The organism is Enterobacter cloacae complex sp. 372C4, from assembly GCF_050030615.1.
Lineage (GTDB): Bacteria > Pseudomonadota > Gammaproteobacteria > Enterobacterales > Enterobacteriaceae > Enterobacter > Enterobacter intestinihominis.
In genome coordinates this window covers 1039609-1054418 of record NZ_JBLGUQ010000001.1, presented here as the reverse complement: position 1 = coordinate 1054418, position 14810 = coordinate 1039609, and the positions used below count along the sequence as shown (strand labels likewise).

General features: G+C 56.2%; 18 protein-coding genes. 4 read left to right on the top strand and 14 right to left on the bottom strand.

Annotation, left to right across the window (positions count from 1 at the left end; genetic code table 11):
* Positions 1-40: 40 nt before the first annotated feature.
* Genes ACQG11_RS05045 through ACQG11_RS05020 form a run of 6 tightly spaced genes read right to left on the bottom strand, consistent with a single transcriptional unit; the run spans position 41 to position 3756 of the window.
* Positions 41-379, bottom strand: coding sequence for an endonuclease domain-containing protein (locus ACQG11_RS05045; RefSeq protein WP_023298571.1), 339 nt, complete (start codon positions 377-379; stop codon positions 41-43).
* 56 nt (positions 380-435) lie between these two features.
* Positions 436-1584, bottom strand: coding sequence for a radical SAM family heme chaperone HemW (hemW, locus tag ACQG11_RS05040; protein WP_038416710.1), 1149 nt, complete (start codon positions 1582-1584; stop codon positions 436-438).
* A complete protein-coding gene (locus ACQG11_RS05035; protein ID WP_045327517.1) occupies positions 1577-2170 on the bottom strand; it encodes an XTP/dITP diphosphatase in 594 nt (197 codons plus the stop codon). Before ACQG11_RS05035 ends, hemW begins: the two co-directional genes overlap by 8 nt.
* A gap of 3 nt (positions 2171-2173) precedes the next feature.
* Positions 2174-2470: a DUF167 family protein YggU gene (gene yggU / locus ACQG11_RS05030; protein WP_023304404.1), complete on the bottom strand. Its 297-nt coding sequence runs from the start codon at positions 2468-2470 to the stop codon at positions 2174-2176.
* Entirely contained in the window at positions 2467-3033 is a 567-nt protein-coding gene (locus tag ACQG11_RS05025) for a YggT family protein (RefSeq protein ID WP_003860024.1), read from the bottom strand. Before ACQG11_RS05025 ends, yggU begins: the two co-directional genes overlap by 4 nt.
* Before the next feature lie 21 nt (positions 3034-3054).
* Positions 3055-3756 (bottom strand): YggS family pyridoxal phosphate-dependent enzyme, encoded by a 702-nt coding sequence (locus ACQG11_RS05020; RefSeq protein ID WP_023298569.1) that lies wholly within the window; start codon positions 3754-3756, stop codon positions 3055-3057.
* A 17-nt stretch (positions 3757-3773) separates the two neighbouring features.
* On the opposite strand from ACQG11_RS05020, the gene ACQG11_RS05015 reads away from it, so the two are divergent.
* On the top strand, positions 3774-4754 hold the full coding sequence (locus tag ACQG11_RS05015) for a type IV pilus twitching motility protein PilT (protein WP_032676501.1): 981 nt from the start codon (positions 3774-3776) through the stop codon (positions 4752-4754).
* Between the two features lie 10 nt (positions 4755-4764).
* Here the strand turns inward: ACQG11_RS05015 and ruvX are convergent, their stop codons facing one another.
* From ruvX to metK, 8 genes are all read right to left on the bottom strand, one after another.
* On the bottom strand, positions 4765-5181 hold the full coding sequence (gene ruvX / locus ACQG11_RS05010) for a Holliday junction resolvase RuvX (protein ID WP_006811925.1): 417 nt from the start codon (positions 5179-5181) through the stop codon (positions 4765-4767).
* Entirely contained in the window at positions 5181-5741 is a 561-nt protein-coding gene (locus tag ACQG11_RS05005; protein ID WP_022649353.1) for a YqgE/AlgH family protein, read from the bottom strand. Before ACQG11_RS05005 ends, ruvX begins: the two co-directional genes overlap by 1 nt.
* Before the next feature lie 74 nt (positions 5742-5815).
* Positions 5816-6763 carry a glutathione synthase gene (gshB, locus tag ACQG11_RS05000; protein ID WP_426728215.1) on the bottom strand — a complete coding sequence of 316 codons (948 nt, stop codon included), beginning with the start codon at positions 6761-6763 and terminating at the stop codon, positions 5816-5818.
* 31 nt (positions 6764-6794) lie between these two features.
* Positions 6795-7526, bottom strand: coding sequence for a 16S rRNA (uracil(1498)-N(3))-methyltransferase (gene rsmE / locus ACQG11_RS04995; RefSeq protein WP_003860033.1), 732 nt, complete (start codon positions 7524-7526; stop codon positions 6795-6797).
* Positions 7527-7577: 51 nt separating this feature from the next.
* A complete protein-coding gene (gene endA / locus ACQG11_RS04990; protein WP_161177545.1) occupies positions 7578-8285 on the bottom strand; it encodes a deoxyribonuclease I in 708 nt (235 codons plus the stop codon).
* Positions 8286-8379: 94 nt separating this feature from the next.
* Positions 8380-8877, bottom strand: coding sequence for a SprT family zinc-dependent metalloprotease (locus ACQG11_RS04985; protein ID WP_426728214.1), 498 nt, complete (start codon positions 8875-8877; stop codon positions 8380-8382).
* A 58-nt stretch (positions 8878-8935) separates the two neighbouring features.
* Positions 8936-10333: a galactose/proton symporter gene (gene galP, locus ACQG11_RS04980; protein WP_023306911.1), complete on the bottom strand. Its 1398-nt coding sequence runs from the start codon at positions 10331-10333 to the stop codon at positions 8936-8938.
* A gap of 416 nt (positions 10334-10749) precedes the next feature.
* On the bottom strand, positions 10750-11904 hold the full coding sequence (gene metK, locus ACQG11_RS04975; protein ID WP_022649349.1) for a methionine adenosyltransferase: 1155 nt from the start codon (positions 11902-11904) through the stop codon (positions 10750-10752).
* A 425-nt stretch (positions 11905-12329) separates the two neighbouring features.
* On the opposite strand from metK, the gene ACQG11_RS04970 reads away from it, so the two are divergent.
* From ACQG11_RS04970 to speA, 3 genes are all read left to right on the top strand, one after another.
* Positions 12330-12470, top strand: coding sequence for a hypothetical protein (locus ACQG11_RS04970; protein WP_418251239.1), 141 nt, complete (start codon positions 12330-12332; stop codon positions 12468-12470).
* A 94-nt stretch (positions 12471-12564) separates the two neighbouring features.
* Complete coding sequence (gene yqgB, locus ACQG11_RS04965) at positions 12565-12696, top strand: acid stress response protein YqgB (RefSeq protein ID WP_057979949.1); 132 nt, start codon at positions 12565-12567, stop codon at positions 12694-12696.
* A gap of 8 nt (positions 12697-12704) precedes the next feature.
* Entirely contained in the window at positions 12705-14681 is a 1977-nt protein-coding gene (gene speA / locus ACQG11_RS04960; RefSeq protein WP_022649348.1) for a biosynthetic arginine decarboxylase, read from the top strand.
* Positions 14682-14810: the final 129 nt, after the last annotated feature.

Below are 14810 nucleotides of genomic sequence, written 5' to 3'. Positions count from 1 at the left end.
GGAGAGGGAGTAACCATTTCCCTCTCCCTGTGGGAGAGGGTTAGGGTGAGGGCATCAGGCATTGCAATCGTTGCAGAATAGCCATCAGCATCTCCTCCTCATTAGCCCTGAATTCATGATTCCAGAACCGTACGACTTCCCAGCCGTTCGCATTCAAAAACTCGGTGCGACGAGAGTCATAGGCCTCTTTATCCTGATGTTGCCCCCCGTCCAGCTCAACAATCAGTTTCGCCTTAAAGCAGGCAAAATCCACGATGTACGGCCCAACCGGCATCTGTCGGCGAAACTTATACCCAAAGAAGCGGCGACCTCTGAGCAGATACCAGAGGCGTAATTCTTCGGGTGTCATTTGTTTGCGGAGTTGTTTTGATTTTTCCATCCCCACACTCTGCCAGCCTTTCCCTCAACCAGCAGAACGGGATGTAAAATCCTGAATCAGCCTTCAGGATTTTCAGCGAGGAACAGCTCAAGAAGGGAGTTTAGGAACAGCTTACCGTGCTCGGTGATCTGCCAGTACTCATTACACTCGGTCAGATACCCCTGCGCCAACGCCTCGTCAATCTGCGGACGAATCACCGACTCTGACAACCCGGTGTAGAGCGCAAACTCCGCGCGCGGTGCGGCTTCCAGCAGACGGAAGCGGTTCATAAAGAACTCAAACGGCTTATCCACCGCCTCGACGTCATGCTGACGCTCCAGGTAGCGGCCTTCCATAAACCCGCGCGGATGACGCGTTTTTGCAGTGCGCAGAATGCGCCCGTCCGGGAAGGTCACTTTGCCGTGTGCCCCGCAGCCAATCCCCAGATAATCACCAAAGCGCCAGTAGTTCAGGTTGTGCTGACACTGATAGCCCGGCTTCGCATACGCCGAGGTTTCGTATTGCTGATACCCCGCCGCGGTCAAAAGCTGGTGGCCCTGCTCGAAGATATCCCACAGCGCGTCATCGTCCGGCAGCACTGGAGGACGGGAACCAAACAGGGTGTTCGGTTCAATGGTCAACTGATACCACGACAGATGCGGCGGGTTCAGTTCAATCGCCTGACGCAAATCGTCCAGCGCTTCTTCGAGCGACTGATCCGGCAGGCCGTGCATCAGGTCGAGGTTAAAGCTGCGCAGCCCAAGCCCCGTTGCCAGGTTTGCCGCGCGCTTTGCCTCTTCCGGGCCGTGAATGCGCCCCAGACGCTTCAGCTTTGGCTCGCTAAAGCTCTGCACGCCGATAGAGATACGGTTCACGCCCGCACGCTGGTACTCGACAAAACGGTCGGCCTCAACGGTGCCGGGGTTGGCTTCCATCGTAATTTCAGCATCCGCTGCCAGGTTCAGGCGTGCGCGCACGCCATCCAGCAGCGTCTGCATCGCCGGGCCTGAAAGCAGGCTCGGCGTACCGCCACCAATAAAAATGGTCTTCACTTCACGTCCCTGTGCGTACGGTACATCGGCATCCAGATCGGCCAGCAGATGCGCGACGTAATCATCGTGCGGCACTTCACCCTTCAGCGCGTGCGAGTTGAAATCACAGTACGGACATTTCTGCACGCACCATGGGATGTGAATATAAAGACTCAGAGGCGGCAAATTAGCCATTACGCAGTGCTTCCAGTAACAGTTTCAGGGCGCGTCCACGGTGGGAGATCGCGCTTTTCTCTTCGCGGGTGAGTTCCGCAGCGGTTTTTCCCTCGGTCGGGACAAAGAAAATCGGGTCGTAACCAAAGCCGCCGTTGCCCGCCGCTTCACGGGTGATCACGCCCGGCCAGCTGCCGTGACAGACAATCGGCGTGGGATCTTCCGCGTGACGCATGTAGACCAGCACGCAGTGGAACTGCGCGGTACGCTGTTCGTCAGGGACGTCTTTCAGGGCCACAAGCAGCTTTTCCAGATTCTGCTGGTCGGTGGCGTCCACCCCGGAATAGCGGGCGGAGTAAATCCCCGGCGCACCGCCCAGAAAATCCACGGCCAGACCGGAGTCATCAGCTATCGCGGGCAGTCCGGTGATCTGCGCCGCATGGCGCGCTTTCAGAATGGCGTTTTCGATAAACGTCAGGCCGGTCTCTTCGGCGGATTCCACGCCCAGCTCGGTCTGGGCCACCACGTCCAGCCCAAAATCATTTAATAGCGAGGCCAGCTCGCGCACTTTACCGGCGTTACCGGTGGCGAGAACAACTTTCTGCATGGTTTAGTCCTGTTCTTTCAGAGCCGCGACTTCCGTCGGGATAGATTGCGGGTTAAGGATTTTTACCTGTTTATGCCGGCCAAGTTCACCTTTCTCAATGATGACCTGGCTTTTAGCGACGCGAAACTGTTTTGCCAGATATTTAGTCAGATGCGCATTCGCCTGGCCGTCAACGGGCGGGGCAGTGATGGCGACTTTTAGCTCGTCGCCATGCAGCCCAACAATGCTGTCGCGGCTGGCTTTCGGCTGAATGTACAGCCGTAAAACCAGCCCGTCGGCGCAGGGGCTAACTGCACTCATAACGCCATCCACAGCCCCGGCAGCAGCATATTACCCGTCGCCTGTAACAGTTCCGCGATACCCATATTCAGCACGTACAGCAGCAAAACGAGAAGCATCGGGGAGAAGTCGATTCCGCCCATCGCAGGCAGCAGGCTACGGATCGGACGCAGCAATGGTTCAGTCAGCTGAATCAACGCGTACTCCACCGGGCTACGGCCCCGGCTTACCCAGCTCATAATCGCCATCACCAGCAGGACCCAGAAGATCAGCGAGCCGACGGTTTTAACCAGGATCAGAACGGCTGAAATCCAGATAATCGGCTGGAAAGTGATGACCATAAACAGCACGATCGCTTTGATAACGCTCAGAATAAACGCCATCAGCAGAGATGAACTGTCAATCGGCCCCATTGCCGGAATGATGCGGCGAAGCGGCCCCACAATGGGCTGCGTGATTTTCACGATAAATTGTGAGAATGGATTGTAAAAATCACAACGGGCCCACTGCATCCAGACGCGCAGTAGCAGCGCCATCGTATACAGTTCAATGACCGTTGAAAGCAGGAAAGTCAACGTCTTCATGGCGTTCCTCAGGTTTCCTTATTATTGGGTGTAATCGCGCGCACCGAAAATTGCTGTGCCGATGCGCACCATGGTGCTGCCTGCCGCGATGGCGGCTTCCATATCGTCCGACATGCCCAGAGAAAGCGTGTCTACCGTGTCATAGCGCGCTTTAAGCGCCTCAAATGCTACAGCCATTTGCTGTGCTACGGCAAACTGCCTTTCATAACTTGACTCTGGTGCCGGAATGGCCATCAGTCCGCGCAGGGTTAAGCGCGGCAGCGCCGCCACGTCCGCCGCCAGCGCATCCAGTTCGCTCAGCGTAATGCCGGACTTGCTGTTTTCATCACTGATGTTGATTTGAATCAGCACGTTAAGCGCTGGCATCTCCATAGGGCGCTGGTCGCTCAAACGGGTAGCGATACGCAGACGATCGATGGTGTGACACCAGTCGAAGTGCTCTGCTACCAGACGGCTTTTGTTCGACTGTAGCGGACCGATAAAGTGCCACTGCAGGTCTGTATTTCCCCGCTCCCGGAAAGCGCGAATCTTATCTACGCCTTCCTGCACATAGTTTTCACCAAAGGCACGATGACCGGCGGCTATCGCTTCTGCGATGGCGCTCGCAGGCTTGGTTTTGCTGACTGCAAGCAACGTAATTTCTTCTGAAGCACGGCCGCAACGCGTTGCCGCGGCTGAGATTTTGTCCCGGACCTGTGCCAGGTTATGCGCAATGTCGTTCATTTTCCGAGGAGTTGTCTATGGATGTGGAAGAAATTGTGGCCCTTAGTGTAAAGCATAACGTCTCCGATCTACACCTGTGCAGTGATTCACCACCGCGCTGGCGCAGGTCAGGCCGTCTTGAACCTGCGCCGTTTCCGCCCCCGGATGTGGAGGCGTTATTAAAAGCGTGGCTCAATGACGAACAGCAGGGCGCCTGGTGGGCAAACGGGCAGGTAGATTTTGCCGTTACCCTCACAGGCGGTCAGCGGCTGCGCGGCAGTGCGTTTAAGCATATGCACGGCGTTTCGATCGCGCTACGCCTGTTGCCGCTGACGTGTCCGCAGCTCTCTGCGCTAGGCGTGCCGCGCGCGATCCCGGAGCTTTTGTCCAATGACAATGGCCTGATTCTGGTCACCGGCGCCACCGGCAGCGGGAAATCGACCACCCTGGCCGCGATGGTCGATTTTCTCAATCACCATACGGACGGGCACATTCTGACCCTGGAAGATCCGGTGGAGTTTATGTACCAGAGCCAACGTTGCCTCATCCGGCAGCGGGAGATAGGCCAGCATAGCCCGTCCTTTGCCGAGGCCCTGCGCAGTGCGCTGCGTGAAGATCCGGATGTGATTCTGCTTGGTGAGCTGCGCGACAGCGAGACGATACGCCTGGCGCTGACGGCGGCTGAGACTGGCCATCTGGTGTTGGCCACGCTGCACACGCGCGGTGCGGCGCAGGCGATCGAGCGCCTGGTCGATACCTTCCCGGCGCAGGAGAAAGATCCGGTTCGTAATCAGCTGGCGGGAAGCCTGCGTGCGGTACTGGCGCAGAAGCTGCGTCAGGATGTCCAGGGCGGGCGCGTGGCGCTGTATGAGCTACTGGTGAATACGTCGGCGGCGGCAAACCTGATCCGCGAAGGCAAAACCTGGCAACTGCCGGGCATTATTCAAACGGGGCAGCAGGCGGGGATGCAGAACTTTGAGCAGAGTCTGGCGGAGCGACGGGCGCAGGGGCGGCTGTAGGCCCCGGCGCTCAGTAACCCTGTTCGAAATAGCTTTCGAGGATAATGACGGCTGAAGCTGAATCCACGCTGCCTTTGTTCAACGCCCGGAAGCCACCGTGCTCGAACAGGCCAGCGCGTGCCTCGACGGTGCTCAAACGTTCATCGTGCAGCTTAACGGAGACACCAAAGCGGCCATGAATTTTGTTCGCGAACTTGCGCGCGCGGGCGGTAAGCGGCTGCTCGGTGCCGTCCATGTTCAACGGCAGACCGACAATCACGTCGTCCGGCTGCCACTCTTTGAGCAAGCGCTCAATAAGGTTCCAGTCCGGCGTGCCGTCGTTAGCTTTCAGCGCCGTGAGCGGGCGGGCGGTGCCGGTGATCCGTTGACCCACAGCGACGCCGATGCTTTTGGTGCCGAAGTCAAAGGCGAGAAGGGTGCCGCTCATTACGCGTGCCCCGCAACGCCAGGCATGGTCAGAATATCAATGCCAATCAGTTTTGCCGCGTCACGCCAGCGATCGGCGATAGGGGTTTTAAACAGGATATTCATATCCGCAGGGGCCGTCAGCCAGGCGTTGTCCAGAATTTCTTGTTCCAGCTGCCCTTTTTCCCAGGAAGCGTAGCCGAGCGCAACCAGCACCTCAGAAGGCTGATTTGCCGTGCCCAGTGTTTCGAGCACATCGCGAGAGGTGGTGACGACGGTGTTATCGGAGATACGAATGCTGGACGAGAAAACCGGCGGGGTATGCAGGATAAAGCCACGATCTTCTGCAAGCGGTCCGCCGAGCATCACCGGTTTATCAAGACGGATTTCCGGCAGCCGCGCTTCAGCAGGGATTTTCAGCTTGTCCAGAATGCCTTCGACCTGAAGGTTTTCCAGCGGCTTATTGATGATAATCCCCATTGCGCCGTCTTCGTTGTATTCGCAAATATAGACCACGGCGCGGCGGAAAATCGGATCCTGGAGAGCAGGCATGGCAATAAGAAAGTGATGCTGTAAATTCATTGTCAGAGGTACTGTTTCCTGGTTTAAAAAGCGACAGCGCCCAGTATGGGGATAAACACAGGCGCTGTCACAGGTTATTTCTGTAAACGTTTTTCGATAGCGTCCATCAGCATTCCGGTGATCGAGATCGGGAATTCCGCTTCGATCTCACGAATGCAGGTCGGGCTGGTGACGTTCACTTCGGTCAGACGATCGCCGATAATATCGAGGCCAACGAAGATCAGGCCTTTGGCTTTCAGCGTAGGGCCGACGCGGCGGGCAATTTCCCAGTCGCTTTCGCTTAACGGACGCGGTTCGCCACGACCTCCGGCCGCCAGGTTGCCACGGGTTTCACCACCCTGCGGGATACGCGCCAGGCAGTAAGGCACCGGCTCGCCGTCTACAACCAGCACACGCTTGTCACCGTCTTTAATGGCCGGCAGATAGTTTTGCGCCATGCAGTAGCGGGTCCCCAGCTCGGTCAGCGTTTCGGCAATCACGCCAATGTTCGGGTCGCCCTCTTTCACGCGGAAGATCGATGCGCCGCCCATGCCGTCCAGCGGCTTCATGATGATGTCGCCGTGCTTCTGCCAGAATTCTTTCAGCTGCGTTTTGCTGCGGGTGACCAGCGTTTCCGGCGTCAGGTCAGAGAACCATGCGGTATAGAGCTTCTCGTTGCAGTCGCGCAGGCTCTGCGGCTTGTTGACGATCAGCGTGCCTTTCTCTTCGGCACGCTCAAGGATATAGGTGGAGTAAATGTATTCGGTGTCGAACGGCGGATCTTTACGCATCAGGATCACGTTAAGGTTGGCCAGGGCAATATCCTGCTCGGTGCCGAATTCGTACCATTTTTCGTAGTTCTGCTCGACGTTAACGATGCGGGTACGTGCGCGGGCTTCACCGTTGATCAGGTACAGATCGTTCATCTCCATATAGTGGAGTTCATAGCCGCGACGCTGCGCTTCCAGCAGCATAGCGAAGCTGGAATCTTTCTTAATGTTAATGTTTGCGATGGGGTCCATCACGATGCCGAGCTTAATCATGTTCTTCTCCGGTTATGGGTCAGGCTTTGCTTCAACCCAGATCGCCAAATCGCACCTGTAGGGCGGTAATGGCGGTGAGTGCCGTTGTCTCAGTGCGCAGAACGCGAGGTCCCAACAGAATATCAGTAAACTGGTAACGCGCCGTCATGGCGATTTCGTCAGCCGACAGGCCGCCTTCCGGGCCAATCAGCAGGCGTACACGCTCAACGGGCAGCGGCAGCGTATTGATGCTGGCGCTGGCGCGCGGATGAAGATTAAGCTTAAGCCCGCTTTCCTCTTCTGCACACCAGTCCTCCAGATCCATCGCCGGGCGGATCTCCGGGATGCGGTTGCGGCCACTCTGTTCACAGGCTGCAATGGCAATTTTCTGCCACTGCTGGATCTTTTTGTTCAGACGTTCCGCATCCAGTTTAACGCCGCAGCGCTCAGAAAAAAGTGGCGTAATGAGGCTTACACCCAGTTCAATGGATTTCTGAATGGTGAACTCCATCTTTTCCCCGCGCGACATCACCTGGCCAAGGTGAATGTGCAGCGGGGATTCCCGGTCGTCCACGTCGCCACGCAGCACCTTCACGTGCACGCTTTTTTTATCGGCGCGCGTAATTTCAGCGTCAAAAATCTGATTAGAGCCGTCAAAGAGCTGAATCGCCTGGCCTGCGCCCATGCGCAGCACGCGGCCTACGTGGTTTGCGGCATCATCAGACAGGGCGATTTCGCCGCCTGGGGTAATCAGTTCAGGGTGATAGATGCGAGGGATGCGCATAGTCAGAAATTCCATGTGTCATGCGATATAAGCGAATTGCCGTAGTGTAGGTTAGCTCTTTTGCGCCTGGCAAGCCCGCCGGACGTAAGGGTTGTGATTCCCCTGGACTTTGGCGATACGTTCGTCGCGCTGGCATTCCCAGTCCGTCACCGGGTAGAGCTTGTCCCAGGCATTGAAGAGTTGCGTCTGCTGGCGGGAAAGGTTGAGATCGTAGCGGTCGCGCATATAGAAGTAAGTGCGGGCGATGCTGCCGCGCGCGCGGGCAGGCGGTTCGGCGAGTTTCTCTTTGAAATCGACCTTCATGGCGCACTGACCGTACTGGCCTTCGCCACCGTTCCACTGGCTGTACATGAAGTTTCCGCGGTCGCCATTGACTTCACCCACGGCGGGTTGCAGGTTGTGCATATCGCTTTCCATCTGGCGGTAGACCGGATCTTTTGCGCAATTTTTACGTCCACCGTCCTGCCAGCACTGGCGCTGGTGGCCAAACTGCCAGGCCGGAACAACGTGTTCCCATTCGATTCGGCTGGCGCGGTTCTCGTTCTTGCGCACCTTATAGCCGCAGGATCCCAGATCCACGACCCCTTTCTTACCCTGCCAGTTAATTTTACAGCCGCAGTAGAAATCACCCGGCACGTCGGCGTTAATCTTTACGCCTGCGGTTTTTGCCTGTGAGAAACTGTGAATACCGTCGGCCAGAGCATGGCCGGAGAGCGCCGTCGCCAGAAAAGCGACTGCGAGAGAAACATTACGGGACATCTTACACTCCGTGTCAAAACGAGCCCGCAACGTAACGAATGTTGTTCCCGTATGCAATCAGTCAGATCAGGAAAGTTCCTGAAAGTTCGAGTGATTATTCCGCCACCAGTGGTTCGCCGCACTTTACGCAGCGATAGGTCGCCTCGCCGCGCACCACGCGGTTGTGACGGCGGACGGTAAGCTGGTGCTGCTGGCACTGGCAGCGGTAGGGAAACGTATTGCGGCGTACCGATTCCAGCTCGAACTGGTGGGTGCGGCGGGCCGGAACGCCGAGCACCGCCTCCATCATCCATTTCCACTCTTTGCCGTGCGGCGCGACGCGGCCAAAGTGTTTCCACACCAGAAGGTGGGCCAGCTCGTGCGGCACCACTTCTTCGATAAACGCCTGCTGATTTTCCATCAGCAACACCGGATTCAGGCGGATCTCATACGATTCCAGCCAGGCGGTGCCTGCCGCGGTGCCACGCTGCTGATAGACCAGCTTCGGTTCAGGATAATCGCGGCCGAGCTTCAGGTTGGCCTGGGCGAGTTTTTCCCGCAGGCTGCGCATAACGGCTTGCTGAATGGCGATGGGGAGACGGGGAGATTTCATAGGGGCAGAGCATAAAGCGGGAAGCGGGGAGGCGCAAGAGGCGCCTCCCGCAGGAGGATCAGTCGTGTGCGCCGATTTCGCGCAGAGGACGACCTTTCATCAGGTTACGTTCAATGTGTTCCAGTGAAACATGTTTGGTTTCAGGAACCAGCCAGATCGTGAGAACAATAAAGAACAGGTTCAGACCGGCGTAGACCCAGAAGGTATTGGCATTACCCAGGGTATTGAGCATGGTCAGGAACGTTGCGCCGACGATCATGTTGGCAATCCAGTTGGTTGCGGTAGAACAGGTGATACCAAAATCACGCCCTTTCAGCGGCTGGATCTCAGAGCACAGCACCCAAATCAGCGGACCGGCGCTCATCGCAAACCCAATGATAAACATCAGCAGCATCGCCACGGCGAAGTACTGTGCCGTTGGGGAGTGAATGCCCATGTGCATCATGGTACCCAGCACGCCCATCCCGATGGCCATCACCAGGAAGCCCAGCGTCAGGGTTGGTTTACGCCCCCAGCGGTCCACCAGACCGATAGCGATAAAGGTCGCCAGCACGTTGGTCAGGCCGACGATCACGGTGCCCCACATCTGTTCGGTGGTGTTGGTGTAGCCCGCCAGTTCGAAGATTTTCGGCGCGTAATACATGATGACGTTCATCCCGGTGAACTGTTGCATGATCTGTAACAGCACACCGAGGAACACCGCGCGGCGGAAGTTGCTGTTCTCTTTGAACAGCGCCCAGCCGGACTGTTTGACCTTCAGGCTTTCGCGGATCTCTTCCAGCTCGTTTTTGGCTTCGGCGCTGGTATCACGCAGGCGTAAGAGCACGCGTTCGGCATCGTGGAAGCGGCGTTTGGCGGCGAACCAGCGCGGGCTGTCCGGCAGGAAGAAGACACCAATCAGTAGCAGAATGGCCGGAATGATGATGACGCCCAGCATCCAGCGCCATGCGCCGCTGTAGCTGAAGGCGGTATCGGAAAGATAAGCCCCCAGAATACCGATGGTGATCATCAGCTGATACATGGAAATCATGCTGCCGCGGATTTTTTCCGGTGCGATTTCAGACAGGTACAGCGGGGCAGTATAAGACGCCACGCCCACTGCCAGACCGAGCAGCACGCGGGAGAGGATCAGCACTTCAACGTTAGGCGCAGCGGCAGAGAACAGTGAGCCGGCAACGAACAGGATCGCGCCGATCATCAGGCTCTTTTTACGCCCGAGCTTAAAGGAGAGCCAGCCGCTGCCGACCGCGCCGACGGCGGCACCGAACATCATGGAGCTGACCACCCATTCCTGAGTGTGTGCGCTAATCTGGAACTCATCGGTGATGAAAGGTAATGCACCGGCAATTACGCCAATATCCAGGCCAAAGAGTAATCCTGCCAGAGCGGCGAGGAAGCAGACGAAGAACGTCATTGCCTTATTGGACGTACGCCCCTGTTTATTATTGTCAGGCATTATGCCCTCCAGTTGGGTTATCAGTTTTTACGATATTAAGAGTAGGTGAGCGGCTCATAAAAATATGTGAGTCAAATCACAACGGTGTAATCGGTTACACTAGTTTGTAACCGTAAAAATAATTAAAGCTTTGAAAATATAGAGGTAAATTAATTGATATGCATCGCGTTTGCACAAATTTCAGACTTAACTGAAAGGGAATGTAACAGCAGAAGAAATGCGATCATGCAAAGAGAATATTCTGAAAGCGGGGTATAGAGAGTGAGGTGTAAACGGTTCCAAACATTGCCGGGTGGCGGCTGCGCCTTACCCGGCCTACCAAAATTCACTACCCGTAGGTCGGGTAAGGCATAGCCGCTACCCGACATAAAAAAGGCCAGCACAAAGGCTGGCCTGTTTAAGCTGCTGGCAGTCGATTATTTCAGACCGGCAGCATCACGCAGCAGGGCGGCTTTGTCGGTTTTTTCCCAAGGGAAATGTTCGCGACCAAAGTGACCGTACGCTGCGGTTTCCTGGTAGATTGGGTGCAGCAGATCCAGCATCTGAATCAGACCGTATGGACGCAGGTCGAAGAACTCACGCACCAGCAGGGTCAGCTGTTCAGAAGGCACTTTTTCAGTACCGAAGGTTTCCACCATGATGGAGGTTGGCTCAGCCACGCCGATGGCGTAGGAAACCTGAATTTCACAGCGGTCAGCCAGGCCCGCAGCAACGATGTTTTTCGCCACATAACGTGCAGCGTACGCCGCAGAACGGTCCACTTTAGACGGGTCTTTACCGGAGAACGCGCCGCCACCGTGGCGCGCCATGCCGCCGTAGGTATCTACGATGATTTTACGACCGGTCAGACCGCAGTCACCCATTGGGCCGCCGATAACGAAGCGTCCGGTTGGGTTAATGAAGAATTTGGTCGCAGAGCTCAGCCATTCAGTTGGCAGAACCGGCTTGATGATCTCTTCCATCACCGCTTCCTGCAGGGATTTCTGGTCAATATCTTCAGCATGCTGCGTGGAAAGAACCACGGCATCAATGCCGACGATTTTCCCGTCGTCATACTGGAAGGTCACCTGGCTTTTCGCATCCGGACGCAGCCACGGCAGGGTGCCGTTTTTACGCACTTCAGCCTGACGCTGCACCAGACGGTGTGCGTAAGTCACCGGCGCTGGCATCAGCACGTCGGTTTCGTTGGTCGCGTAGCCGAACATCAGGCCCTGGTCGCCCGCGCCCTGTTCCAGCGGATCGGCACGGTCAACGCCCTGGTTGATGTCCGGGGACTGTTTGCCGATAGCGCTCAGTACGGCGCAGGAGTTGGCATCAAAGCCCATATCAGAATGTACATAACCGATCTCACGCACCGTGTTACGGGTGATCTCTTCGATATCAACCCATGCGCTGGTGGTGATCTCACCGCCAACCAGAACCATGCCGGTTTTGACATAGGTTTCACACGCTACGCGCGCCTTTGGATCCTGCGCGAGGATCGCATCCAGCACCGCATCGGAGATTTGGTCAGCAATTTTATCAGGATGTCCTTCTGATACGGACTCGGACGTAAACAGGTGTTTTGCCATGTTTTATTTCACCTAAAAGGAATTTGGTTAGCTCGAACTGCTGTGTGGAATAGCCAAAGGAGATAATTCTACCAAGGCCTGCAGGATTTTGACACTGGCAGTCTGAGTGTTAATCGGTATGGATGGATTAACATCTGGACGTCTATTTTAGGTCACTTCTTCACCCGATTTCCAGTTTTTTTTGACTCACCTCTCACTGCGTTGAAAACACGGCTGGAAATTTTTCCTGACGGCGCTGGCAACCTGCGCATTTTTGTTTTGCTTTTTAGCGACCTTCTCGGTATAAAACGCGGCGCGCGGCTCATATAAAATAAGCGCTCGATGAACACATCGTGTCGCCACTTCCAGCCGGGTTAAGCAGTGAACTTTTAGCTTTGGCTTGTGGTCCGTTTCAGCAGAGGCGGCCGTGGAGGTGATACGAGATAATGAACCATTGTTTTCCGCTCATTCAGCGCAGTCGTTCTGGCGCGCATTTGATTCCCACCCGCACTTCTGGTCTAAACACCTGCCGATGTTATACCCATCTCGGTGCTTCTCAGGATTCCAGAGCCGGTCACGCTTTGTGAAAACTGAACAAGGGCGCTCTTGTTAATACAGGAGTTTTCTCGTGGTTTCGCCGAACCTTGTCATACAGAGTTCGGATACGTGTTTTACAATGATATGAATAAGAAACCGGTCGCACGGTCTGGATTTCAGCATACTCTGCTGGGAAATGGAGCCGTTAATGGGTTGTTATCGCCGTATAACGCTGCGATAGTAGTCAACTGTTTTACACTTAATACAAAGAGTTGAGGTTCGCTATGTCTGACGACATGTCTTCGCTTTCGCCTTCGTCAGCAGGCGAACAGGGTGTACTACGTTCTATGCAGGAGGTTGCGATGAGCTCCCAGGAAGCCAGCAAGATGCTGCGCACTTACAATATTGCCTGGTGGGGCAATAACTACTACGACGTTAACGAGCTGGGCCACATCAGTGTCTGCCCGGATCCGGACGTCCCGGAAGCGCGCGTGGATCTCGCTAAGCTGGTGAAAGCCCGTGAAGCCCAGGGTCAGCGCTTGCCTGCACTGTTCTGCTTCCCGCAGATCCTGCAACATCGCCTGCGTTCTATTAACGCCGCGTTCAAACGCGCGCGGGAATCGTATGGTTATAACGGCGACTATTTCCTTGTTTACCCGATCAAGGTAAACCAGCACCGTCGCGTGATTGAGTCCCTGATCCACTCCGGCGAACCGCTGGGCCTGGAAGCTGGCTCCAAAGCGGAGCTGATGGCGGTTCTGGCGCACGCGGGCATGACCCGGTCGGTGATCGTCTGTAACGGCTATAAAGACCGCGAATACATTCGTCTGGCGCTGATTGGCGAGAAGATGGGCCACAAGGTCTATCTGGTGATCGAGAAGATGACCGAAATCGCGATCGTGCTGGAAGAGGCCGAGCGTCTGAACGTGATCCCACGCCTTGGTGTGCGTGCGCGACTGGCGTCGCAGGGTTCCGGTAAATGGCAGTCTTCCGGCGGTGAAAAATCCAAGTTCGGCCTCGCGGCGAACCAGGTGCTTCAGCTGGTGGAAATTCTGCGCGAGCGCGGTCGTCTGGACAGCATTCAGCTGCTGCACTTCCACCTTGGCTCGCAGATGGCCAACATTCGCGACATTGCCACCGGCGTGCGTGAATCGGCACGTTTCTACGTTGAGCTGCACAAGCTTGGCGTAAATATTCAGTGCTTTGACGTGGGCGGTGGCTTGGGCGTGGATTACGAAGGGACACGCTCGCAGTCTGACTGCTCGGTCAACTACGGCCTGAACGAATACGCCAACAACATTATCTGGGCGATTGGCGATGCCTGCGAAGAGCACGGCCTGCCGCACCCGACGGTGATCACCGAATCCGGCCGCGCGGTCACTGCGCACCATACGGTGCTGGTCTCTAACATCATCGGCGTTGAGCGCAGCGAAATCACTGAAGCCACGCCTCCGGCAGACGATGCCCCACGTTCCCTGCAAAGCATGTGGGAAACCTGGCAGGAGATGCACGAGCCGGGCACGCGTCGTTCTCTGCGCGAATGGCTGCACGACAGCCAGATGGATCTGCACGACATTCACGTCGGTTATTCTTCAGGCACCTTTAGCCTGCAGGAACGCGCGTGGGCGGAGCAGCTCTATCTGAACATGTGCCATGAAGTGCAGAAGCAGCTCGATCCGAGCAACCGCGCGCACCGTCCGATTATCGACGAGTTGCAGGAACGTATGGCGGACAAAATGTACGTCAACTTCTCCCTGTTCCAGTCGATGCCGGATGCCTGGGGTATCGACCAGCTGTTCCCGGTTCTGCCGCTGGAAGGGTTGAATCATGCGCCTGAACGCCGCGCGGTGCTGCTGGACATTACCTGTGACTCAGACGGCGCGATTGACCACTACGTCGACGGTGACGGTATCGCTACGACCATGCCAATGCCGGAGTACGATCCGGAGAACCCGCCAATGCTGGGCTTCTTTATGGTGGGTGCGTATCAGGAGATCCTCGGCAACATGCACAACTTGTTCGGTGATACCGAAGCGGTTGATGTGTTTGTCTTCCCTGACGGCAGCGTGGAGGTTGAGCTGTCCGACGAAGGGGACACCGTGGCGGATATGCTCGAATACGTTCAGCTGGATCCGAAAAAACTGCTCACCCAGTTCCGCGATCAGGTCAAAAACACCGGTCTGGACGATGCCTTGCAGCAGCAGTTCCTGGAAGAGTTTGAAGCGGGTCTGTACGGGTATACGTATCTGGAAGACGAGTAGTAAAACCTCCCTCTCCCGGTGGGAGAGGGTTGGGGTGAGGGCATCAGACCGCACGATGCCCTATACTCACTTGAACCCGTATGAATTAACGGCGATAATTCGCCCCACTATGCGATTTACGAATCAATC